The sequence below is a fragment of the Lentzea sp. genome, assembly GCF_035525475.1.
In the GTDB taxonomy this organism is placed as follows: Bacteria; Actinomycetota; Actinomycetes; order Mycobacteriales; family Pseudonocardiaceae; genus Lentzea.
This window is the reverse complement of sequence record NZ_DATLEC010000043.1, coordinates 1-22484: the sequence shown is the minus strand read 5'-3', so window position 1 is coordinate 22484 and position 22484 is coordinate 1. Positions and strand designations below refer to the sequence as shown.

Genomic DNA, 22484 nt, shown 5'->3' with positions numbered 1-22484 from the left:
CCCGTTCGAGCGCTTGACACAGGAGACGATGATCTGGTGACCGTCGTCGCCGACAAGTCGAGGAACAAGCGGAAGGGCCATCCCGCGGGCCGCGTGTCGTCGATGCGCGGCGGCATGACCGCGTGGCTGAGCCGCCCGCTCGCCGACTTCCACCTCCTGCTCGCGATCTTCGGCATGCTCACCGTGCTCGGCCTGGTGATGGTGCTGTCCGCCTCGGCGCCGGGACAGGTCGCGTCGGGCGTGTCCGCGTACAGCGTGTTCCAGCGGCAGCTCATCTACGTCTGCATCGGAGCGGTGCTGTTCTGGGTGATGCTCCGGTTCCCGTTGCGCCGGCTCCGGCACGCCTCGACGGCCGCGATGGGCATCGGCGTGGTGCTGCTGATGCTGGTGCTGACGCCGCTCGGCGACGTCCGCGGTGGCGCCCGGTCGTGGTTCACGCTCGGGCCGGTGTCGTTCCAGCCGATCGAGGCCGTGAAGCTCGCGCTGGCGTTGTGGGGCGCGCACGTCCTGGTCACCAAGAGGGCCCTGCTCTCGCAGTACCGGCACCTGCTCGTGCCCGTCGTGCCGGTCGCGATGCTGGTGTTCGCGCTGGTCATGCTTCAGCCCGACCTCGGCGGCACGATCACGCTCGGCGTGGTGCTGATCAGCCTGCTGTGGTTCGTGGGCGCGCCGATGCGGTTGTTCGGCGTGATCGCCGGTGGCGCGGTGGCCGGCGCGGTCGTGCTCGCGATCGGCGCCGCGTACCGGCTCAAGCGCGTGACGACGTTCCTCGACCCGGACGCCGACCCGCTGGGCGCTGGTCTGCAGGCCCGTCAGGCGATGTACGCGCTCGCCGAGGGCGGCTGGTTCGGCAAGGGGCTGGCGCGGGGCAGCTCGCAGTGGCGGTACCTGCCGAACGTCGAGTCGGACTTCATCTTCGCCGTCATCGGCGAGGAGCTCGGGTTCATCGGGTGCGCGCTGGTGCTGGTGCTGTTCGGCGGGCTCGCGTGGGTGGGCCTGCGGGTGGCCGCCCGCAACACCGACCCGTGGATCCGGATCGTGTCCGCGACGCTGACCGTGTGGCTGGTCGCGCAGGCCGCGATCAACATCGGCTACGTCGTGCGGCTGCTGCCCGTCACGGGCATCACGCTGCCGATGATCTCCTCCGGGGGCACGTCGATCGTCACGACGATGGTCGTGTTCGGCATCCTCGCGAACTGCGCGCGGCACGAGCCCGACGCCGTGGCGGCGCTGCGGTCGCTCGGTCCCGGCAGGGTCGGCGGGCTGCTCAAGCTGCCCGCGCCCGAGGCGTACCGGCCACCGCCCAAGCGCAAGCCGGTCCGTCCCACGTCGCCGCCGCGCGCACCGGGACGGCGCACGCAGCAACTTCCGGTGGTCGACGAACGTCGTATGGCTGGACGGTCCGCTCCGCCCTCGGAGTACCGTCGCCGCGAAACGCGGCGGGTGAACCAGGGCCGTTCAGAGCAAGGCCGGTCGACCCGCGGTCGCGGGCGATACAACTGAGTGAATTCCTGAGCCAAAACCGGAGGCAAGTCTTGACCGGGCACCCTGCCCCCAGTGGTCCGTGCGTCGTGGTCGCAGGTGGTGGCACCGCCGGCCACATCGAGCCGGCACTGGCGCTGGCCGACGCGGTCATGCGGCTGCGACCGGACGCGCGCGTCGTCGCGCTCGGCACCGAGCGCGGCCTCGAAAGCAAGATCGTTCCAGCTCGCGGGTACCCGCTGGAGCTGATCCCGCCGGTGCCGATGCCGCGCAAGCCCACGCTGGACCTGCTGAAGCTGCCGCTGAACGTGCGCGGCGCCGTGCGGCAGACGCGGGAGGTGCTGGAGCGCGTCGGCGCGGACGTCGTCGTCGGCTTCGGCGGCTACGTGGCGCTGCCGGCGTACCTGGCCGCGCGTGGCCGCATCCCGATCGTGGTGCACGAGGCGAACGCGAAGGCCGGTCTCGCGAACAAGGTCGGCGCCAAGTTCGCGGCGCACGTCGCGGCGGCCGTGCCGGACTCGGGCCTGGCCGACGCGCAGATCATCGGCATCCCGTTGCGCCAGTCGATCACGACGCTGAACCGCGCCGCGCTGCGCGCCGAGGCCCGCCGGTTCTTCGGCCTCGACCCGCACGCGCCCGTGCTGCTGGTGTTCGGCGGTTCGCAGGGCGCGCGTTCGATCAACGAGGCCGTCGCGCCGGTGGCCGCCGAGTTCGCCCGCGCGGGCGTCAGCGTGCTGCACGCGTACGGCCCGAAGAACACCGTTGCGGTGCAACAGGTTCCTGGCCGGCCGCCGTACGTGACGGTGCCGTACCTGGAGCGCATGGACCTCGCCTACGCCGCCGCGGACGCCGTGCTGTGCCGCTCGGGTGCGATGACCGTCGCCGAGGTGTCGGCCGTCGGCCTGCCCGCGGTGTTCGTGCCGCTGCCCATCGGCAACGGTGAGCAGGCGCTGAACGCCGGACCGGTCGTCTCGGCCGGTGGCGGCCTGCTGGTGCCGGACGCGGAGCTGACGCCCGAGAAGGTCGCGTCGCTCGTCGTGCCGCTGATGGCCGACCGCAACCGGCTGGCCCAGATGTCCGCCGCCACGCTCGGCACCGGCCGTCGCGAGGCGGACGAGATCCTTGCCCGCTCAGTGCTGGATGTGATCAAGAAGTGAGCCTCGAACGCGTTCACCTCGTCGGCATCGGTGGTGCCGGCATGAGCGGCATCGCCCGGATCCTGCTGGCGCGCGGCCTGCAGGTGTCCGGCTCGGACGCCAAGGACTCGCGGACCGTGCTGGCCCTGCGCGCCCAGGGCGCGCGGATCGCCGTCGGGCACGACGCGGCGAACCTCGGCCAGCTCGTCGGCGGCCCGACCGAGGTCGTGGTGTCGACCGCGATCAAGGAGTCGAACCCGGAGTACGCGGCGGCGCGCGAGCGCGGCATCACGGTGCTGCGCCGCGCCGAGGCGCTGGCCGCTCTCATGGACGACCACCGCGTCGTGTGTGTCGCGGGTACGCACGGCAAGACGTCGACCACGTCGATGCTGACCGTCGCGTTGCAGCACTGCCGGCTCGACCCGTCGTTCGCGATCGGTGGTGACCTGAACGAGTCCGGCGCCAACGCCCACCAGGGCACCGGTGGCGTGTTCGTGGCGGAGGCGGACGAGTCCGACGGCTCGTTCCTGTTCTTCTCGCCGTCGGTCGCCGTCGTGACGAACGTCGAGGCGGACCACCTCGACCACCACGGCACCGTCGAGGCCTACACGGCCGTGTTCGACTCGTTCCTCGACCGGATCGTGCCGGGCGGCGTGCTGGTGTCCTGTGTGGACGATCCCGGTGCGGCCCGGTTGATCGCCGAGGCTCGTTCGCGCGGCATCCGTGTGCGCGAATACGGGCGCACTGCGTCCGACGCGCGTCTGGTCGACTACAAGCCGCTGGAGACCGGTGGCCTGGCGTCGGTGGAGATCGACGGTGTCGCCATCGAGGTCCGCGTTGCCGTGCCGGGGGAGCACATGGCGTTGAACGCCATCGCCGCTCTGCTGGCGGGCTTGGAGCTGGGCGCCGACCAGGAAGGCATGCTGGAGGGCCTGGCCGCGTTCGGTGGAGTGCGGCGGCGGTTCGAGTTCAAGGGCCGTGCCGGTGGCGTGTCCGTCTACGACGACTACGCACACCACCCGACCGAGGTCGACGCACAGGTGCGTGCCGCCCGTCCGGTCGCAGGCGCGGGTCGCGTCGTCGTGGTGTTCCAGCCGCACTTGTACTCACGCACCCGTACGTTCGCCACGGAGTTCGCCGCGGCGTTGTCGTTGGCGGACGAGGTGGTCGTGCTGGACGTGTACGGCGCCCGCGAGGAGCCCGAGCCCGGCGTGACCGGCGGCCTGATCGCCGAGCAGGTCACGGCCTCCGTGCACTACGAGCCGTCGTTCGACCGCGTGCCGGCTCTGGTGGCGGGACTGGTCCGCGAGGGCGACCTGGTGGTCACCATGGGCGCGGGCGACGTGACGATGCTAGGCCCCGAGATCGTCAGCGCGCTGGCGAGCGAAGAGCAGGCATGAGCGCCCCGGTTCGCGGCAGGTCCACGCGAGTTCGCACCGCGAACCGGAGACCGAAGAGCGCTGAGTACCGGGCGCGGCGCAGGATCATCCTGCGCCGCCGCCTGGTCGCACTGCTGACACTGCTCTCAGTGGTGGGCTTGACCTACTGCGTGTACTTCACGCCGTTGCTGGGCGTCAGCCAGGTGGACGTCCGTGGCTCCGTGGCACTGCCGGAGGACGAGATCCGTGCAACCGCGGCCATCGCCTCCGGATCCCCGTTGGTGCGCCTCGACCTCCAGGGCATCCACGACCGTGTAGCCGCGTTGCCCCGTGTCGCCGCAGTGGAGGTCGAACGCCAACTGCCGAACACGGTCCGTCTGCTGGTCACCGAACGCGTCCCCGTGGGCTCCGTGAAGCTGCCCGACGGCTTCCACCTGGTCGACGCCACCGGCAAGGACTACGCGATCCTGCCGACCCCGGCACCGGGCGTGCCCGAGCTGGTGCTGGCAGCGCCGTCGTCAGCGGACCCGGCCACCCAGGCCGTGGTCGGCGTGGTGAACGAGCTGCCGGAGAAGCTGCGCCCGGAGGTCTTGTCGGTGGCGGCGACGTCCGGCGCCGACGTGAAGCTGACGCTGACCGGCGACCGCGTGGTGAAGTGGGGCAGCTCCGAGAACACGCCGCGCAAGGCTGCCGTGCTGCTCGTGCTGCTGACCAGGCCGGGGACGACGTACGACGTGTCGTCGCCGGACCTGGCCACGATCTCCTGACTCAGCCCAGCGTCAGGTGGAAGCCCTGGTACCTGGCGTCGGACTCGGAGCGCCAGATGACGCCGCGGTTCGCGTTGCCGATCTTCGCTCCGTACAGCCGCTCGCCTTCCGGGATGCCGCTGACGGTGAACTTGAACGAGCACAGTCCGCCGGTGGCGGTCTGCAACGTGCCGGCGCCCAGCACCTCGTTGTCCTGGTTGACGATCTCGACCTGGCCGCCGAGCCTGACGTCGCTGTAGCCGCCGGAGCCGCAAAGGCCGTTCACCGTCATCGTCCCGCTGACCGTGAAGACGTCGGGCGAGGACGAGGTCGATGTCGGCGGTGTGGCTGACGTCGAGGTCGTGCCCGCGGAGCGCAGCAGGTCGGGACCGGTGGCTCTGCCCAGCCCGAACCCGATCCCGCCTGCCGTCAGAGCCACCAGTGCGAAGCCGATAGCGAGCCACGGCGGCCTGCGTCGTGGAGGTGGCGGTTCGGGTCCTGTGATCAGGACAGGTGGAAGAGGTTCCACGGAGTTCCTTCGGTTCAGAGGCGAGTCACGGCCGCGGCGTCGGCGGCCTCGACGGCGTCGGGAAGCGGCGCGTGCGCCGGTACGAGGAGCGGGGATTCGGCCGGGAGCACATGGGATTCCTCTTCCGGCCCGTCATCCGTTCGGCCTCAGCCGCGCCATCGCGGCTCGCACGAGCAGACTGCCGAGCCTGCTGGTCACGAGCTCCAAGACGATCGCTTCGATGACGAGCGAACGCACGGACGCGGGTGCGGGTGCCAAGACGAGCCTCCTGGTTGATGAACGACTGCCGTGTTCATCGGGCTGCTCCGCAGGGCATTAGCCGTCTTGATCGTTGTCACCCGAAGGAAGTACTCAAGCCGTGGTCCCTACCGTCGGTCGATCCACAAAGGATGATCATCGGCGAGGGTGGTGTCCCGGTTCGGCCCGGCCGGCGGGTGCGGGTGGTCGGCGAGCGGTGGCGGGTCGCGGTCGCGGCCGGTCCGGCGAGCAGAATCTTCATCTCGATCTGACCGCGGCGGCGATGCGGCCCCCGAAAAGGGGAAAGATGTGCCGAAGACACGGGGGAGACGATCTCCGCATTCTGCGTCCGACTAGGCTTGGGGTGCGCCGTGCTCCATGCCGTGCGTACTGCTTGACGGCACGACCGGGGAGTAGTAGCGCACAGTGTTGGGACCCTACGGCGTGGCTGCTGGACCGACGCACCGCCGGTGCTTACCGTCCAGCAGGAACATACGGGGTTGACATAACTCTGGATCTCGATGAGAGGTTGAGAGTTTCAATCCGGGTGCATCCCACCCAGCACCAGCGCGGACCACGATCAGGAAGGCGGATCCGATGACGCCCCCGCACAACTACCTCGCGGTGATCAAGGTCGTCGGCATCGGTGGTGGCGGTGTCAACGCCGTCAACCGCATGATCGAGGTCGGGCTCAAGGGCGTCGAGTTCATCGCGGTGAACACCGACGCGCAGGCCCTGCTGATGTCTGATGCCGACGTCAAGCTCGACATCGGCCGCGAGCTCACCCGCGGCCTCGGCGCCGGCGCGAACCCCGAGGTCGGGCACAGGGCCGCCGAAGACCACCGCGAGGAGATCGAAGAGGTCCTCAAGGGGGCCGACATGGTCTTCGTGACCGCCGGCGAGGGCGGCGGCACGGGCACCGGCGGCGCGCCGGTGGTGGCCTCGATCGCCCGCAAGCTCGGCGCACTGACCATCGGCGTCGTGACGCGCCCGTTCTCCTTCGAGGGCAAGCGCCGCGCCAAGCAGGCCGAGGACGGCATCCAGGCCCTGCGCAACGAGTGCGACACGCTCATCGTCATCCCGAACGACCGGCTGCTGCAGCTGGGCGACATCGGTGTCAGCCTCATGGACGCGTTCCGGTCCGCTGACGAGGTGCTGCTCTCCGGTGTCCAGGGCATCACCGACCTGATCACGACCCCCGGTCTGATCAACCTGGACTTCGCCGACGTCAAGTCGGTCATGTCCGGCGCCGGGTCGGCGTTGATGGGCATCGGCTCCGCCCGCGGTGAGGGAAGAGCGGTCCAGGCCGCGCAGAAGGCCATCAACTCGCCGTTGCTGGAGGCTTCGATGGAGGGTGCGCACGGCGTCCTCCTGTCGATCGCAGGTGGGTCCGACCTGGGCCTCTTCGAGATCAACGAGTCCGCCTCGCTGGTCCAGGAAGCCGCGCACCCCGACGCGAACATCATCTTCGGAACGGTCATCGACGACTCCCTCGGCGACGAGGTCAGGGTCACGGTGATAGCCGCCGGGTTCGACAGCGGTGGGCCCACGCACAAGAAGCTGGAGCCGACGGCGTTGTCCTCACCGCCCCGGGCCGCTTCCGGGCCGATCGCCGCCGCCTCGGCAGCGCCGTCGCACGTTCCCGCTGCTCAGCCCGTTGCGCAGCCGGTTGCGCAGACTCCGCCGGTGCAGGCGCCTCCGCCTCCGCCCGTGCCTCAGCCCGAGGTTCGGCAGGCTCCGCCCACCTCCGTTCCGCCGCAGCCTTCTCCGGTGCAGGGGAACGGGTACGCGCCGTCCGTGCCTCGGTCCTTGTCCCAGAACGGGTCCTTGCCTTCTCGGCCTGTCCCCGTCACTGACGACCCTGATGACGAGGTGGACGTGCCGCCGTTCATGCGGCGGTGATGGTTTTGGGCCGCTGGGTTGTGTTGCGGTTCTGATCTTGTCGGACCCCCTGAGTAGCGTTTGGGCTCAGGGGGTCTTCCTTGTGGGGGGACGCATCGCGTGGGTGGTGGCTCTCGGCTCCGCCTCCGTTCGTCGAACTAGGGTGTAGTCGTGCGCATTCGTCGTGTTGTCACCACCCGCGCCGGTGGCGTGTCCAAGGGGCCTTACGCGTCCTTCAACCTCGGTGATCACGTTGGGGATGATCTGGCCGCGGTTCAGGCCAACCGGGTTCGTCTTGCTGAGGGGATCGGTCTCACACCTGATCGTTTGGTGTGGATGGAGCAGGTTCACGGGCGGACTGTCGCCACTGTGGACGGGCCGCGGGCCGAGGCGCTTGAGGCCACTGATGCTGTTGTGACGAAACGGGCTGGTCTCGGGCTTGTGGTGTTGACGGCTGACTGCGTGCCTGTGTTGCTCGGGGACGCTGAGGCCGGTGTTGTCGGTGCTGTGCACGCTGGGCGTGTCGGTGCGCGTGTCGGGGTTGTCGTCGAGGCGCTCAAGGCGATGATGGCCCTGGGGGCTGAGCTTGAGCGGATCGAGGTTCTGCTCGGGCCCTCCGTCTGCGGTGAGTGCTACGAGGTGCCCGCTGACATGCAGAAAGACGTGGAGAAGCACCTGCCTGGCAGTGCTTCCAAGTCGCGCAGGGGGACGCCCGCGCTGGATTTGAAGGCCGGGTTGTGGAACCAGCTGGCCAGCGCTGGTGTGGGGAAGATCGGTGTGGATCCTCGCTGCACGTTCGAGGAGAAGGACCTGTTCAGCCACCGGCGGGAGGCGCCGACCGGGCGGCTCGCCTCGGTCGTGTGGGTCGAGCCGTGAGCCGGGCCGAGGAGCTGAGGGAGAACCTCGCCGAGGTCGAGGAGCGCATCGCCAGGGCTTGTGAGGCGGCGGGGCGGGATCGCGGCGAGGTGATGTTGCTCGCGGTGACGAAAACCTGGCCCGCGAGTGATGTGGAGATCCTTTATGAGCTCGGATTGCGGCACTTCGCGGAAAACCGGGATCAGGAAGCCGGTGTGAAGGCCGGCCAATTGAGACATCTCGAAGAAGCTCGATGGCACATGGTCGGGCGGTTGCAGCGGAACAAAGCGAAATCCGTTGTCGAGTGGGCCGATCAGGTCGACTCGGTCGACAGCGTCCGGCTGGCCGAGGCGCTCGCGAAGGCCGCGCTCGCCCGCGGGAAGACGTTGGACGTGTTGTTGCAGGTCAGCATCGACGGGGACACGTCGCGTGGCGGGTGTGCCGTTGCCGACGTGCCGGAACTGGCTGGCGCGATCACTCGTTCGGGTGGTCTTATTCTGCGAGGTGCGATGACTGTCGCACCTCTCACGATGAAGCCCGCGCACGCGTTTGAGGCGTTGGCTTCGGTGGTATCAGGCCTACGTGATGATCATCCCACTGCCACTGGTGTGTCTGCGGGAATGAGCAATGACCTGGAAGATGCCATATCGCACGGATCTACCTGTGTGCGTGTCGGAACGGCGTTGCTCGGCAGCCGGCGACTAACCTCGCCCTAGGTTGTCGGGAACCTCGGGACCGTCCGCACCGTCCCTAAGAGTGGGGAACCGCCGAGGAGGGGCTGGAATGAGCGCTTTGCACAAGCTGAAGGCCTACTTCGGGATGGTCCCCGCCGAGTACGCAGACGACCCCGGCTACGACGACGACCGCGGCCGCTACGGCGACTACCGGTCCGAGTACGCGGCCGAGGCCGACGACTACGACCCCTACCCGCGGCGCAACCGCGTGTTCACGCCGGGCCGGCCGGAGCTGCAGGGTTCCGGATACCGGGCCGACATCGACGAGCCGGACGACTACGAGCCGGAGTCGCGGCGCGGGGGCGGCAACAGCCCCTCGAGCACGCGGCGCTGGTCCGCTGAGGCACCTCCCGTCCACGGTGCGCTGGCGGTCGAGCCGCAGCGCGAGCCCGTGAGCAGGCTGCGCCCGGTCGCCGAGCCGGCGGGCAACCCGTTGGCGCGCATCACCACGCTGCATCCCCGCAGCTACAGCGAGGCGCGCACGATCGGGGAGCACTACCGGGACGGCACTCCGGTGATCTTGAACCTGACCGACATGGACGACGCGGACGCCAAGCGCCTCGTCGACTTCTCGGCCGGTCTCGCGTTCGCTCTGCGCGGGTCCATGGACAAGATCACCAGCAGGGTGTTCCTTCTCTCACCGCCGAATGTCGACGTGACCGCGGAGGACCGCCGGAAGCTGGCCGAGGGCGGGTTCGGGAACCACGGATAGAGTTGACCCGTGGACCCGATCCGTCTCGTCATCTTCTACGTCCTTTTCGCGTTCTCGCTGTTCCTGACCGCGCGTGTCGTGGTCGAGCTGGTGCGGACGTTCGCGAGGGAGTGGCGCCCCGCCGGCGGCGTAGCCGTGACGCTCGAGACCGTCTACACGGTCACCGACCCCCCGGTGTTACTGCTCCGTCGGGTGATCCCGACAGTGCGGATCGGGGGCGTCGGGCTGGACCTATCGATTATTGTGCTGTGGCTGGTCGTTATCATTCTGATGCGATTCGCAGATCCCAGGTGACGGGGAACCGTGGGATGACCGCAGCCCAGGAGTGCGAGAGGTGATCCGATGCCGTTGACCCCCGCTGACGTGCACAACGTCGCGTTCAGCAAGCCGCCGATTGGCAAGCGGGGCTACAACGAGGACGAGGTGGACGCGTTCCTCGACCTGGTTGAGGGCGAGCTGGCCCGCTTGATCGAGGAGAACAACGACCTCCGTCAGCAGGTCGAGCAGCTCGACCAGCAGCTCGAGACGTCACGTGCCGACCTCGACGACGCGCGTGCGAAGGCTGCCGCCAGCCCCATGACGAGCCGCATGCCCGTGGAGGAGCCGCCGCGCCGCCTGGCGCCGGTCCCACCGCCCACGGTGATGGAGCAGACGTCCCCTGGAGGGGCCGGCGACCACCACGTGCAGGCCGCGAAGGTCCTGGGTCTCGCCCAGGAGATGGCGGACCGGCTGACCGGCGAGGCCAAGGCCGAGGCGGACGGCATGCTGTCCGAGGCGCGCACGAAGTCCGAGCAGTTGCTGTCCGAGGCCCGTGCCAAGGCCGACACGATGGTCAACGAGGCGCGCACGCGTGCCGAGACCATGCTCAACGACGCGCGCACGCGTTCCGAGACGCTCGAGCGGCAGGCCCGTGAGAAGGCCACCGCGCTCGACCGCGACGCGCAGCGCAAGCACGCTGAGGTGATGGGCAACATCACCCAGGAGAAGAACACGCTCGAGAAGCAGATCGACAAGCTGCAGACGTTCGAGCGCGAGTACCGCACGCGACTGAAGACGATGCTCGAGTCGTCCCTGCGCGACCTCCAGGACCGCGGCCCGGCCGCTCCGTCCGAGGGCCGCTCCCAGGGCTACTCCTTCGGCGCACGCGCCGAAGCGGGCTGAACTACTGTTCGCTAGGTGCTCTTCGTAGTTCTGCTTCTGGTGCTGGCAGCCCTCGGGCTGCTCGTCCCCGCGCTGACCACGTCCAACACGATCTGGGCGTGGTCGTCCGTGGGAGCGAGCGTGCTCGCCGCCCTGGTCCTCGCATGGGACTGGTGGCGACGGCGTCCGGGGGACCCCGCTGCCGACACGCGGAACGCGGAACGACAAGCTGCAGTTGATGATCAACGGGTGGTGGTGTCGGATGAGGCCGACATGCCGTCCGCTGACGAGGAACCACCGGAAGAGGACACCGACGCGGCGGATCTGCTCGTCGTGGCCGATCTGGTGGACGAGGTCCGGGTGCTGGACGAGCGGCCCCGGTACCACCTGAGCTCGTGTTCCTGGCTCGCCGGGAGGCCCACGCTGGGCCTCCCGGTGCAGGAGGCACGACAGCTCCAGTTCACGCCGTGCGCCCTGTGCACCCCTGACGCGGTCCTGGTTCGCCAGAGCCGTTCCGCTTCCTGAGGGGCTGACCGGGTTATCCCGCGCCGTTTCGCGGACGAGCGATGTCTCGGCGGGCTGTGAGCTCCCCATGCCACTGAGATCCGTGCTGGGGGCGTCGCCGCGGTCGTCCTGTTCAGCGTGACACCGGCCACCGCGCAACCCGTGGCGCCTCCTCGCGAACGCCAGGCTGGAGATCGTGCCGGGCAAGGCGCACTTCGCGGAGCTCACCGGGAACGCCGCGGTGCGGGACCAGGTGCGGACCTTCGTCCGCGAGTCCTCGCCTCCTCCGGCCTTCCTCGACCGGTGGCTGATGCCGATCGGTGGCGGTGTGCTGCTGTTCGCGCTGGTGGTCGCCGGAGTCGTCGTGTTCCGCGAACGATCCGCCCGGAGCACGACCACCGCTGTCGACAGCTGATCTTCGCGCCGTTTCAGCGGACCTGCTGGACTAAGTGGGACACTGTCCCATATGTTAACCGGGACAGCGTCCCACTTAGTTCGGGAGAGAACATGCCGGTGACGTACGTGCTGGTGCACGGTGCATGGCACAGCGGTCAGAGCTGGGCGCGGGTCGTGCCGCGGCTCGGAGCGAGCGGCAGGCCGGTGTTCACCCCGACGCTCACCGGTTACGGCGAGACCCGGCACCTGCTGAGCCCGGACACGGGGCTAAGCACGCACACGGCCGACATCGTGCGGCTGCTGGTCGAGGAGGACCTCCGCGACGTCGTGCTGGTCGGGCACAGCTACGCGGGCATGGTGATCTCCGCGGTGGCCAACGAGGTTCCCGAGCGGATCGCGCGGCTGGTCTACCTCGACGCCATGGTGCCGGTCCACGGGGAGAGCGCGCTCGACGCCATGCCCGTGGTTCGCGGCATGATCGGCGACGACTGGCGGATGCCTCCGCCGCCTCCGCCTTTCGGGTTGTTCGGCATCACCGACCCGGGGGACATCGCCTGGCTCGGCACGATGGTCTCCGACCAGTCCACGCGGTGCCTGGAAGAACCTGTCGCCATGGACAACCCCGCTCTGGACGCGATTCCCCGCACGCACATCCACTGCACGGTGAAGCCGGAGGACATCGAGTTCCGTCCCGTGCCCGCCGTGCAGCCGAACGGGGAACCCGCCGACGTGCGCGAGCTGGCGACAGGACACGACTGCATGATCACCATGCCCGCGGAGCTGGCCGGGATGCTGCTCGACATCGGTGACCTGGCCGCCTCGCGGCTGTCCTCCGCGGTCGGTGCCGGTCGATAGGATGCGGTCATGAGCGACGTTCCCGGCGCAGCGGGCCCACCGCCGCGGCGCGCCGACGCGAGGCGCAACGCCGGGAACGTGCTCGACGCCGCGGCCGCGGTGTTCGTCACCTCCGGCGTCGACGCGCCGATCCGCGAGATCGCCGCCCGCGCCGGAGTGGGAACCGCGACCATCTACCGCCACTACCCGACGAGGGCCGACCTGATCGTGGCGGTCTACCGGTCGCAGGTGCAGTCGCTCTCCGAGGCGGGCCCCGCCCTGCTCGCCGCGGAACCGGGCCCCCACCGGGCGTTGGCGAAGTGGATCGACCAGTTCGTCGACTTCGTCATCACCAAGCAGGGGCTCGCGTCCGTGCTGCAGTCCGGCGAGTCGTGCTACGACCCGCTGCACGACTACTTCCTCGAACATCTCGTGCCGGTGTGCACGCGACTGCTGGAGGCGGCCGCGGAGGCCGGTGAGATCGCTCCCGGCCAGGACCCCTACGAGCTGATGCGCGGTGTCGGCAGCATCTGCGCCGGCGCGGCGACGAGCAAGGGGCACCGCTACGACGTGCGGCACCTCGTGCGGCTGCTGGTCAACGGCCTGCGGAGTGTCCCGGCAGGCGTCAGCGCCGGTAGCTGACCTTCGCTCGGATCTGGTGAGCCGGCGACCGGCACACCATGAGCGGTCCTGCTCAGCCGAGCACGACCGGGCGGGCGCCGTGGGCGGTGACGAGGCCCGGCAGGCGTTCGCGGCTTGTCACGATCACGCGGCAGCGCGCGGTGCCCGGCAGCAGCGGCACGACCTGGGCGGTGTCGGCGGCGTTGTCGAGCACGACGAGCATCCGCCGGTCCGCCAGCAAGGTGCGGTAGAGCGCTGTCTGCGCGTGCGGTTCGGGTGGGATGCCGTCCGGGGTGGTGCCCAGGGCGGTGATGAACTCGCGCACCACGTCGGCCGGATCGCGGTCGCCGAGGTCCGCGAAGAGCCGGCCGTCCGGGTAGTCGGCGGCGTGCTCGTGCGCCCAGTGCAGGGCAAGGCGGGTCTTGCCGGCTCCCGCGAGGCCGGTGATCGTGACGATCGGGGCGTCCTGGTCGAGGGCGGCCAGTTCCCGTTCCATGCCGGTGAAGGCCTCCGGCGACGGGGGAAACCGACTCGGATTCCACTGTGGACGGTGCAGGGACGCCGCCAGGTCCCGCAGGGCGGGGCCGGGGTCGAGGCCCAGCTCGTCGGCCAGGCGGTGCCGCAGGCTCGTGTAGTGGGCGAGGGCGTCGGAGCGCCGGTCGGCGCCGATCAGCGCGCGCATGAGCTGGCCTGCCAGTCGTTCGTCCAGCGGGCGTTCGCTTGCGCGGGTGGTCAGGCCTGGGAGGAGGGACTCGTGTTCGCCTGCCGCCAGGAGAGTGTCGACGTGGTCGAGTTCGGCGGCGGCGATCTCACCGGCGAGTGTTTCGCGGAGACTGGCGAACCACTCGCCGTGCAGGCCCTCGAACGGTTCGCCGCGCACGAGCGCTAGCGCCTCGTCGTGCCGTCCGTGCGACACGAGAGCGCGGAAGCGGTGCAGGTCGACGTCCTGAGGATCGGCTTCGAGCACGTAACCGCCGGAACGGCGCACGATCGGGATGTCCAGCGCGCTGCGCAGACGGGACATGTAGCTGTAGAGCGCGGCCTTGACCTGTCGTGGCGGCGTGTCGCCCCAGACCCGCGCGAGCAGCTTGTCGACGCCGACGACCTGGTTGACGTCCACCAGCAGCACGGCCAGGACGCTCAGCCGGCGCGCGTGCCCCACCTCGACGACGGCGGTGCCGCGCCGGACCTCTGGCGGACCGAGGAGGTGGAAGGTGTGCCTCACCGGTCCAGGAACAGCAGCATGATCAGCAACGCGAGCAGCGCCAGGTCCACGACGACGCCCGCAGGCTTCGAGTCGTACCTCAGACGGGTGACAGTGGCGCCGACCATCAGCAGTCCCAGCCCGACGGTGGCGGCGTGCGCCACCCACTCCCACGTGACCAGCCCGACGACCAGGCCCGCCGCACCCGCCCACTCCAGCGCGCCGATCGTCCGCCAGAGCGCCGGGTTCATCCGGAAGTGGTCACGTGCCTCGAGCGACGCCTTCGCCCCGAACAGCTTTCCCGCACCTGTCGCGACGAACAGCAGGGCCAGCACGATCGACAACGCGATGGTCAACGTCATCGGGCGAGCATACGGTTCCCCGGGCACGTCGTGATCGAGTGACGCGGGCCCGCCGAGGGCCGCGGCCGGTCCGAAGTGGACGGGCGGGCTGTCGTCTCCGGTGTCGGATCGCCCCGGCGTCGTTCCGGCTCACAAATTGTCAGACCCCGTCGCTACCGTCGTTCCCAGGACCAACCAGCAAAGGGGATTGCGATGGTCATGACTGGGGGATGGCGTGTCCTGGTGGGCGCACTGCTCCTTTCCGCCGCCGCGGTGGTGCCCGCCGCGGCGTCGGCTGATCCGGTTTCCGCCTGCCGGTCCTGGGAGTTCGTCGAACTCCCGGTGCCGCCGGCCGTGCGGTCCGGCGGCGTGACGTCCGGGGCGGGGTCGTTCGCCGTGGGCAACGGGTCGTTCTGGTCGATGGACGGCACCACCGTGCTCGTGTGGAAGGACGGGCAGCTGGTCGACCAGTTGTCGTTCTTCCGCAACGTCACGTGGGCGCGCGACGTGAACTCGTCCGGCGTGGTGATCCTGTCGGCGTACACGTTCCCGGCGGCCTCGCGGTGGCAGAACGGCGTCTACCAGTCGCTGCAGGGCTTACCCGGCGAGTACCGGGTGGAGGCGCTCGACGTGAACGAGCGCGGCGACGTGCTGGGCCGCTCGGACGGCAAGCCCGTGGTGTGGCCGGCGGGTTCCGCTGTGCCGCAACGGGTTCCGGGCACGGACGCGTCCTGGGAACCGGTGGGCATCGCGGACGACGGCTCGGTGCTCGTGTCGTCGGCGTCCGGCGCGCAGTGGGTCGGCTCGTCCGGTGTGGTGCCGCTCGGTGCCGTGCAGGTGCGTGCGGTGCGCGGCTCGTACGCGGTGGGGGTCGCGGACTCGCGGGTCGTGCGGTGGGACGTGTCCGGTGCCGCGGCGGAGTTCAGGTTCGCCTCGGACGCGGTGGCCGTGAACTCCCACGGCCACGTGCTGAGCAGGTCGCCCGGGGGCGACGCGGAGCTGTGGGAGAGCCCGGACCGCTCGTACCCGGTGCCCGGCGGTTCGTCGCTCGTCTCGGTGACCGACGAGGGCGACGTCCACGGCGGTGCCGAGGGCAGCCCGCTCCTGCTCGACTGTGCCGGGGGTGCGCGATGAGGCTGTGACCGCCGGTCTGGCGGGACGGGGCGGTTCGCATTGTCCCGCCAGACCTCCGGGGCACGTTCCGCGGACTTCGTGGCAGTCGTTCCAGCAGTCGTGGAGGTCTGCCGCGAGGCGGCAGACCGTGGGCTCGCTGTGGCGGAACTGATCCGACGATCCCGTTGGGCTTCAGGCGCGTTGCGGCTGGCGGCCAGCCGCCATGAAGGCCCGCCTCACCAGTCGCACCCACGGCGACCACCGCGCCGGAACCGCCGGCGGGTGTCCTGCGGCGGTCTCGCAGCCGTCGAGGAAGTCCTCCAGGCAGGCGTCGTGCAGCCAGCGGATCGCCAGCGCCCACCGCAGGCGCCGGACGAGGTCGAAGTCGCCGACCAGTTCGTGCCGCAGCACGGTGCCCGACGCCGACAGCGTGTGGGTGCCGGCGGTGCCGGTGAAGGCGAAGGTGATCGACGAGCCGGGTGTGTACGAGGTGCAGTGGTAGCGGATCGGGCCGTGCCCGCCGTCCGCTCCCACGCCCAGCGGCCTGTCGAACTCCTGCTTGCCCCAGGCCGGTGGCCAGAGCTCCTGGATGCGGTCGACGAACGGGCCTGCGGGTACGCCGAGGTCGCGCGAGTGCACGTTCCTGATCATGAGGATCCCCTTCCATACGCTGCCGTATGTTCCTGGACCGTACGGTAGCGTATGGAAGCGTGGTGCGGAGGACGCGGGACGACTGGACTGAGATAGCGCTGAGAGCACTGGCCGAAGGCGGTGTCGGCGCCGTCGCGATCGAGCCGCTCGCGGCGAGGGCCGGGGCGACGAAGGGCAGCGTCTACCACCACTTCCCGAACCGGGAGGCGTTGCTCAAGGCCACCGTCGAGCGGTGGGAGCGGGAGCACACCGAGAAGGTCATCGAGCTGGTCGAGGCGGAGAAGTCGCCGCAGGACAAGCTGAGGACCCTCTTCGGCACCGTGCTCGACCGCACCCGCAAGGGGTCGGTGGAGGTGGCGTTGCAGGGGGCCGCCGACAACGAGGTGATCGCGCCGGTCCTCCAGCGCGTCACCGAGAAGCGTCTCGGGTACCTGACCGAGCTGTTCGAGCAGCTCGGGTTCGAGCGCGAGCACGCGCGGAAGCGGGCGTTGATCGCGTTCAGCCTCTACCTGGGGCAGGCGCAGATGTGGGCGACGCTGCCCGGCCTCGTCGAACCGGTGCTCGACGAGGCCGTGCAGGTGCTAACCGGGAGAGGTCACGCCGCCGTCGCCCACAACGTGTAGGCGATCACGTCCGCGTTGCGGTCGAGCGCCGTGGCGTTGACGTTGGACAGGGTGTCGCAGGAGGCGTGGTAGCAGCGGTCGTAGGCCTGGCCGGCCGTGCCGCCCCACTTCTGCGCCTGTGCCGAGGTCTTGGTGCCCTCGGCGCCGGTGAAGGTGCCGCCGACCGGGATGCCCGAGCGGGCGAACGCCGCGTGGTCGGAACGGCCGCCGACGCTGGTCAGCTCGGTCTGGACGTTGATCGACGTGAAGCCCGCCTGCAGGCGCTGCTGCAGTGCCAGCGAACCGGAGGGCTGACCGGAGGCGCTGTAGACGAAGTAACCGGGGTTCGGCGAGCCGGTCATGTCGAAGTTCAGGTAGGCCTTGATCTTCGACCGGTCGGCCGTCGTCAGGGAGTTCACGTAGTAGGTCGAGCCGATCAGGCCGCGCTCCTCCGCGCCCCACCAGCCGAACCGGACGTGCTTGGCCGGCTGGAAACCGGTGGCCTTCATCTGGAGGGCGACCTCCAGGATCGACGCGGAGCCCGTGCCGTTGTCGTTGATGCCGGGACCCGCGGTGACGCTGTCGAGGTGGCCGCCCAGCATGACGACGTTGTTCGCGTCGCCGCCGGGGTAGTCGGCGATCAGGTTGTAGCCGGTGGCGCCGTTGTTGGTGAACGACTGCACGCGCGTCGTGAAGCCGGCCGCGTCCAGCTTGCTCTTCACCCAGTTGACCGAGGCCAGGTACCCCGGACGCCCGTGCGCGCGGTTGCCGCCGTTGGCGTTCGCGATCGACTGGAACTGGGAGAGGTGTGACTGGACGTTCGCGACCGAGATGTTCGGTGCCGCCAGGGCCGCCGGAGCGGCTGCTTGTGCTGTGGTTGCTCCGGCGACCGTCAAGGCGGCCGCCAGCGCGATCAGGATCCTCATGGTTCAACTCCGTGCAGGGTTGGGATTGAGCCACTGATCAACATGCTCCACCGCGCATGCGCCTGCTAGGGGCGAACGGCTGGAGTTGTTAACGCGTCTGATTCGTCCAATTCGGTGGTGATCAACCAGAATGGTCCAGGTGGGTGACGTCACGGTCGTTCTGGGCATCGGCGCTGCCGTGCTGCTGATCTCGGTGATCGCGGTGCGGGTGTCGACTCGCCTCGGCCTGCCCTCGTTGTTGTTGTACCTCGGGATCGGCGTGCTGCTGGGCGAGGCGGTGTTCGGCATCAAGTTCGACGACGCCGGCCTCACGCAGTCGCTCGGCATCGCCGCTCTCGTGCTGATCCTGACCGAGGGCGGGCTCACGACCCGCTGGAACGCTGTCAGGTCCTCGCTGCGGCTGGGCATCGCACTGTCCACAGTGGCCGTTGTCGTCAGCGTCGCCGTGACCGGCACGGCGTTGCACTTCTTGCTCGGCCTCGACTGGCGGATGGCGTTGCTGTGGGGCGCGGTGCTGTCGTCCACGGACGCGGCAGCGGTCTTCAGCGTCCTGCGGTCGTTGGGTGTCGGCGCACGGCTCACCGGTGCGCTCGAGCTGGAGTCGGGTCTCAACGACGCCCCGGTCTACATCGCCGTCGTGCTGCTGGCCTCCTCCGACCAGATCACGTGGACAGCGCCTCTGCTGGTGGTCTACGAGCTGGCCGCGGGTGCGCTCATCGGTATCGCGCTGGGCTTCCTGGGCGGTGCGGGACTCAGACGCGCGGCCCTGCCCGCCACCGGTCTGTACCCGCTCGCCACCGTCGCCGTGTGCGTGATGGCCTACACCGCGGGCGATCTCGCGCACGCGTCCGGGTTCCTCGCCACCTACGTCGCCGCGCTCGTCCTCGGCAACTTCCGCCTGCCGCACCGCGCCGACACGCTCTCGTTCGCCGAGGGCCTCGGCTGGCTCGCGCAGATCGGGCTGTTCGTCTTGCTCGGCCTCTACGCCTCGCCGTCGCGGTTGCTGGACGTGCTGTTCCCCGCGTTGGTCGCGGGCGTGGTGCTGACGTTCGTGGCACGGCCGTTGTCGGTGGTGCTGTCCTCGTTGCCGTTCAAGGTGCCGTGGCGGGAACAGGCGTTCCTCTCGTGGTCGGGGCTGCGGGGCGCGGTGCCGATCGTGTTCGCGCTGATCCCGTTGATCCAGGGGGTCGAAGGCGCGCGTGAGCTGGTCGACGTGGTGTTCGTGCTGGTCATCGTGCTGACGGTGGTGCAGGGCACGACGCTGCCGGTCCTCGCCCGGCGCCTCGGGCTGGTGCGGGCGGGGGAGCCGCAGGAGGTCCAGGTCGACTCCTCGCCGTTGGACGAGCTGGGCGCCGAGCTGCTGCAGGTGCACATCCAGCGCGGGTCGAAGCTGCACGGCGTCTACATGTCCGAGCTGAGGCTTCCGAGCGGCGCCACGGTGAGCCTCGTGGTGCGCGGCGGGAAGAGTTTCACGCCACAACCGACCACCCGGCTGCAGACCGACGACCAGTTGCTCATCGTCACCACCGAAGAGGCGCGTGAGGCCGCTGAACGGCGCGTTCGTGCCGTCGACAGGGCCGGTCGCTACGCACGGTGGAAGGGCGAGACCGGGGAATGACTCGGTTTCCGAGGCTTCTCACGATGTGATCGGGTGTCGACGAGCGCCGCGAGCCTCCGCTAACGTCGTCGGCAGGTCATGAGAGCCAGCGTCAAGCCCAAGCTTGCTGGCCGGCAACCCTCCAACCGCGGTGGGGTGCCCTTGGTGAGGACCTGGTCCGGCGCGTGGGGCGCCGGTCAAGCGCGGGCCTTCGCACAACGGGGCCCCTGGCCTCGGAGGCAGCTCGATGACGCTCGCGATCACCCCCGGCACCACCACCGCCGTTCCCGCCGTCGTCGGCGCTGACCTGCGCGTCCCGCTCGTCACCGGAGAGCGCGTCACGTACGCCAACCTCGACCACGCGGCGAGCGCGCCGTGCCTGCAGGAGGTCCGCGACGCCGTCGACGAGCTGCTGCCCTGGTACGCCAGCGTGCACCGCGGCGCCGGGTTCGCCTCGCAGGTCTCGACCCGCGTCTACGAGCAGGCCCGCGACCGCGTCCGCAAGTTCGTCGGCGCCCGCGCGTCCGACACCGTCGTCTTCACCCGCAACACCACGGATTCGCTGAACCTGCTGGCGCGCAGCGTTCCCAGGAACACCGCCGTCGTCCTGTTCGACAGCGAGCACCACGCGGCGCTGCTGCCGTGGCGCGGTCCGAACGTCCAGCGCATTCCTGCCCCGTCGTCGTCTAGTGCGGCCCTCGCGGCACTGGACCGGGCTCTGACCGCCGCCCCGGTCGGTCCTCGGCTCGTGATCGTCACCGGGGCGTCCAACGTCACGGGGGAGCTGTGGCCCGTCGCGGAGCTCGCGAAGGTCGCCCGCAGGCACGGCGCCCGCATCGCGCTCGATGCCGCGCAGCTCGCCCCGCACCGCCCGATCGACGTCCGTGAGCTGGACGTCGACTACATCGCGTTCTCCGGCCACAAGATCTACGCGCCGTTCGGCGCCGGTGTGCTCGTGGGCCGCGCCGACTGGCTGCAGCAGGCCCAGCCGTACCTGGTGGGCGGCGGCGCGACGTCGAAGGTCACCGACCACGGCGACCGGCTCGGCGTGGCCTGGTCCGCGGTGCCCGAGCGGCACGAGGCCGGCAGCCCCAACGTCGTCGGCGTGCACGCGCTCGCCGCGGCCTGCGAGATCCTGTCGCGGCACTGGGAGCAGACCGTCGCGCACGAGCATCAGCTGCTGACGCGCCTGCGCGAGGGTCTGAGCACGGTCCCGGGCTTCCGCGAGCTGGCGATCCTGACCGACGCGGACAAGGTCGGCGTCGTGAGCTTCACGGTCTCCGGCTTCGACGCGGGCTTCCTCGCGGCGGCGCTCTCGGCCGAATACGGCATCGGTGTGCGCGACGGCGCGTTCTGCGCGCACGTCATCGTGGGGCGTCTGGTCAAGCAGGTCGGGTCGCACGAGGAACGTGCCGTGCGCGCGTCGATCGGCCTCGGCACGACGGCTGAGCACGTGGACCGTTTGGTCGCGGCACTGCGCACCCTCGTCACCGAGGGTCCGAAGTGGACGTACGCGCGGCGCGACGGCCGCTGGGTCGCCGAGGACGACGGCCGAACCTTGCCGCCGTTCCTCGCGTAGTCCTGTTAGTGGACAATGACCTGGTGAGTGACGAGGCCGAGGCCGAGGAGAAGGTTCCAGCCGAGGTCGCTGAGAAACCGGCGGAGACGCAGGTCAGCGAGCCGGAGGAGCCCGCGGTCGAGGCCGCGCGGCCCGAGCCCGACGACGGGGAGAAACCGGCCGGGTCCCCCGCGAAGGCGGAGGACGACGAGGTCGAGGGCTTCTCGATCACCGGTTCACTGCCGGAGCCGAAGACGAGGTTCGTCGCGGTCCTGGCCGCCGGTGTGCTGGCGCTCGACGTGCTCACCAAGGTCCTGTCCGTGGCGTTCCTCGAGGGCGCCGAGCCGATCAAGACCTTCGGCGGCGCGCTCTACCTGACGTTCGTCCGCAACCCCGGCGCCGCCTTCGGGCTGGCCGAGGGCTGGACGTGGATCCTCGCGCTGATCGCGTTCGGCGTCGCCGGCTTCATCGTCTGGATCTCGCGCGACCTCCGCTCGCAGGGCTGGGCCGCCGGCCTCGGCCTGGTGCTGGGCGGCGCTGTCGGCAACCTCGCCGACCGCCTGTTCCGCGAGCCGGGACCGATGCGCGGCCACGTCGTCGACTTCCTGTCGCTCTTCGACCCGTACGGCGGCGTGTGGCCGGTCTTCAACATCGCCGACATGGCGATCGTCTGCGGTGGCGCGATTGTCATCGTGCTCTCGCTCCTGCGGCACGACTACGACGGGACCGTCATCAAGGAGTCCCCCGCGCCGGTCGAGCAGGACGGGCTGCGGGAGCAGCGGTAGCGGCCCTGGTAAATTCAGGGTTCTGCCTGGCGCGGTTACCGGTGACACGCCCAACCCCGGCGCCATGAGGCGAAACCCCAGCCAGAAGAAGGTCGAGGCCCCGCGTGAGCGGATACCGAACGCTGCCGATTCCCGACGGTCTGGACGGCATGCGCGTCGACGCCGGCCTCGCGAAGCTGCTCGGCCTGTCCCGCACGACCGTCGCCGCCATCGTCGACGCGGACGACGTGCTGGTCGACGGCCGGGTCGTCGGCAAGTCCGACCGGCTCACGGCAGGGGCGATGCTGGAGATCACCCTGCCCGCGCCTCCGCAGCCGGTCACCGTCCAGGCGATCCCGGTCGAGGGCATGATCATCCTGCACGAGGACGACGACATCATCGTCATCGACAAGCCCGTCGGTGTCGCCGTGCACCCGTCGCCGGGCTGGACCGGGCCGACCGTCGTCGGTGGGTTCCTCGCCTCCGGCCACCGCGTCGCCACGTCCGGTGCCGCCGAGCGCCAGGGCGTCGTGCACCGGCTC

General features: G+C 70.0%; 25 protein-coding genes, 1 pseudogene and 1 riboswitch. Of the genes and pseudogenes, 20 read left to right on the top strand and 6 right to left on the bottom strand.

Features of this window, described 5'->3' with window-relative positions; translation table 11 throughout:
* Window positions 1-36: 36 nt before the first annotated feature.
* Genes ftsW through VM306_RS06800 form a run of 4 tightly spaced genes read left to right on the top strand, consistent with a single transcriptional unit; the run spans window position 37 to window position 4764 of the window.
* The gene (gene ftsW / locus VM306_RS06815) at window positions 37-1503 is read left to right on the top strand and encodes a putative lipid II flippase FtsW (RefSeq protein WP_414672336.1); all 1467 of its coding nucleotides are present in this window, start codon (window positions 37-39) and stop codon (window positions 1501-1503) included.
* A gap of 8 nt (window positions 1504-1511) precedes the next feature.
* A complete protein-coding gene (gene murG, locus VM306_RS06810) occupies window positions 1512-2639 on the top strand; it encodes an undecaprenyldiphospho-muramoylpentapeptide beta-N-acetylglucosaminyltransferase (RefSeq protein ID WP_325512190.1) in 1128 nt (375 codons plus the stop codon).
* Between the two features lie 41 nt (window positions 2640-2680).
* On the top strand, window positions 2681-4018 hold the full coding sequence (gene murC, locus VM306_RS06805) for a UDP-N-acetylmuramate--L-alanine ligase (RefSeq protein WP_414672338.1): 1338 nt from the start codon (window positions 2681-2683) through the stop codon (window positions 4016-4018).
* Complete coding sequence (locus VM306_RS06800; protein ID WP_325512065.1) at window positions 4015-4764, top strand: cell division protein FtsQ/DivIB; 750 nt, start codon at window positions 4015-4017, stop codon at window positions 4762-4764. The genes murC and VM306_RS06800 overlap by 4 nt, the downstream gene beginning before the upstream one ends.
* Before the next feature lies 1 nt (window position 4765).
* Here the strand turns inward: VM306_RS06800 and VM306_RS06795 are convergent, their stop codons facing one another.
* Window positions 4766-5182 carry a hypothetical protein gene (locus VM306_RS06795; protein WP_325512063.1) on the bottom strand — a complete coding sequence of 139 codons (417 nt, stop codon included), beginning with the start codon at window positions 5180-5182 and terminating at the stop codon, window positions 4766-4768.
* Window positions 5183-5404: 222 nt separating this feature from the next.
* Entirely contained in the window at window positions 5405-5530 is a 126-nt protein-coding gene (locus tag VM306_RS06790; RefSeq protein ID WP_325512061.1) for a hypothetical protein, read from the bottom strand.
* A gap of 576 nt (window positions 5531-6106) precedes the next feature.
* Here VM306_RS06790 and ftsZ point away from each other — a divergent pair.
* The 10 genes from ftsZ to VM306_RS06740 all read left to right on the top strand — a co-directional run bounded on the left by ftsZ (window position 6107) and on the right by VM306_RS06740 (window position 13207).
* On the top strand, window positions 6107-7411 hold the full coding sequence (ftsZ, locus tag VM306_RS06785) for a cell division protein FtsZ (RefSeq protein ID WP_325512058.1): 1305 nt from the start codon (window positions 6107-6109) through the stop codon (window positions 7409-7411).
* A 150-nt stretch (window positions 7412-7561) separates the two neighbouring features.
* Window positions 7562-8266, top strand: a complete 705-nt coding sequence (gene pgeF, locus VM306_RS06780; protein WP_325512056.1) for a peptidoglycan editing factor PgeF — start codon at window positions 7562-7564, stop codon at window positions 8264-8266.
* Complete coding sequence (locus VM306_RS06775) at window positions 8263-8961, top strand: YggS family pyridoxal phosphate-dependent enzyme (RefSeq protein WP_325512054.1); 699 nt, start codon at window positions 8263-8265, stop codon at window positions 8959-8961. Before pgeF ends, VM306_RS06775 begins: the two co-directional genes overlap by 4 nt.
* Before the next feature lie 67 nt (window positions 8962-9028).
* The gene (locus VM306_RS06770) at window positions 9029-9691 is read left to right on the top strand and encodes a cell division protein SepF (RefSeq protein WP_325512052.1); all 663 of its coding nucleotides are present in this window, start codon (window positions 9029-9031) and stop codon (window positions 9689-9691) included.
* An 18-nt stretch (window positions 9692-9709) separates the two neighbouring features.
* A complete protein-coding gene (locus tag VM306_RS06765) occupies window positions 9710-9985 on the top strand; it encodes a YggT family protein (RefSeq protein WP_325512188.1) in 276 nt (91 codons plus the stop codon).
* 48 nt (window positions 9986-10033) lie between these two features.
* Window positions 10034-10852: a DivIVA domain-containing protein gene (locus tag VM306_RS06760; protein WP_325512050.1), complete on the top strand. Its 819-nt coding sequence runs from the start codon at window positions 10034-10036 to the stop codon at window positions 10850-10852.
* Between the two features lie 15 nt (window positions 10853-10867).
* Entirely contained in the window at window positions 10868-11356 is a 489-nt protein-coding gene (locus VM306_RS06755; RefSeq protein WP_325512048.1) for a hypothetical protein, read from the top strand.
* Between the two features lie 175 nt (window positions 11357-11531).
* Entirely contained in the window at window positions 11532-11750 is a 219-nt protein-coding gene (locus VM306_RS06750; protein WP_325512046.1) for a hypothetical protein, read from the top strand.
* 92 nt (window positions 11751-11842) lie between these two features.
* Window positions 11843-12586 carry an alpha/beta hydrolase family protein gene (locus tag VM306_RS06745; protein ID WP_325512044.1) on the top strand — a complete coding sequence of 248 codons (744 nt, stop codon included), beginning with the start codon at window positions 11843-11845 and terminating at the stop codon, window positions 12584-12586.
* Between the two features lie 9 nt (window positions 12587-12595).
* Window positions 12596-13207 (top strand): TetR/AcrR family transcriptional regulator, encoded by a 612-nt coding sequence (locus VM306_RS06740; protein WP_325512042.1) that lies wholly within the window; start codon window positions 12596-12598, stop codon window positions 13205-13207.
* Window positions 13208-13259: 52 nt separating this feature from the next.
* Here the strand turns inward: VM306_RS06740 and VM306_RS06735 are convergent, their stop codons facing one another.
* Window positions 13260-14411, bottom strand: a complete 1152-nt coding sequence (locus tag VM306_RS06735; RefSeq protein ID WP_325512040.1) for an AfsR/SARP family transcriptional regulator — start codon at window positions 14409-14411, stop codon at window positions 13260-13262.
* Window positions 14408-14752 (bottom strand): DoxX family protein, encoded by a 345-nt coding sequence (locus VM306_RS06730; protein WP_325512038.1) that lies wholly within the window; start codon window positions 14750-14752, stop codon window positions 14408-14410. Before VM306_RS06730 ends, VM306_RS06735 begins: the two co-directional genes overlap by 4 nt.
* A gap of 222 nt (window positions 14753-14974) precedes the next feature.
* On the opposite strand from VM306_RS06730, the gene VM306_RS06725 reads away from it, so the two are divergent.
* Complete coding sequence (locus VM306_RS06725; RefSeq protein ID WP_325512035.1) at window positions 14975-15865, top strand: hypothetical protein; 891 nt, start codon at window positions 14975-14977, stop codon at window positions 15863-15865.
* 171 nt (window positions 15866-16036) lie between these two features.
* On the opposite strand, the gene VM306_RS06720 is transcribed toward VM306_RS06725, so the two are convergent.
* Entirely contained in the window at window positions 16037-16495 is a 459-nt protein-coding gene (locus VM306_RS06720) for an SRPBCC family protein (RefSeq protein ID WP_325512033.1), read from the bottom strand.
* A gap of 59 nt (window positions 16496-16554) precedes the next feature.
* On the opposite strand from VM306_RS06720, the gene VM306_RS06715 reads away from it, so the two are divergent.
* Window positions 16555-17118, top strand: a complete 564-nt coding sequence (locus VM306_RS06715) for a TetR/AcrR family transcriptional regulator (RefSeq protein ID WP_325512031.1) — start codon at window positions 16555-16557, stop codon at window positions 17116-17118.
* On the opposite strand, the gene VM306_RS06710 is transcribed toward VM306_RS06715, so the two are convergent.
* Entirely contained in the window at window positions 17091-18023 is a 933-nt protein-coding gene (locus VM306_RS06710) for a M28 family metallopeptidase (RefSeq protein WP_325512029.1), read from the bottom strand. The two genes, VM306_RS06715 and VM306_RS06710, sit on opposite strands and share 28 nt — an antisense overlap.
* 139 nt (window positions 18024-18162) lie before the next feature.
* Between VM306_RS06710 and VM306_RS06705 the strand changes: the two genes are divergently transcribed.
* From VM306_RS06705 to VM306_RS06690, 4 genes and pseudogenes are all read left to right on the top strand, one after another.
* Entirely contained in the window at window positions 18163-19641 is a 1479-nt protein-coding gene (locus VM306_RS06705) for a potassium/proton antiporter (protein WP_325512028.1), read from the top strand.
* Window positions 19642-19715: 74 nt separating this feature from the next.
* A riboswitch (SAM riboswitch) is annotated at window positions 19716-19830 on the top strand.
* Window positions 19831-19867: 37 nt separating this feature from the next.
* Entirely contained in the window at window positions 19868-21199 is a 1332-nt protein-coding gene (locus VM306_RS06700; protein ID WP_325512026.1) for an aminotransferase class V-fold PLP-dependent enzyme, read from the top strand.
* 23 nt (window positions 21200-21222) lie between these two features.
* A complete protein-coding gene (gene lspA / locus VM306_RS06695; RefSeq protein ID WP_325512024.1) occupies window positions 21223-21963 on the top strand; it encodes a signal peptidase II in 741 nt (246 codons plus the stop codon).
* A gap of 149 nt (window positions 21964-22112) precedes the next feature.
* Window positions 22113-22484 (top strand): annotated as a pseudogene (locus VM306_RS06690) (RNA pseudouridine synthase); the annotation flags it as partial.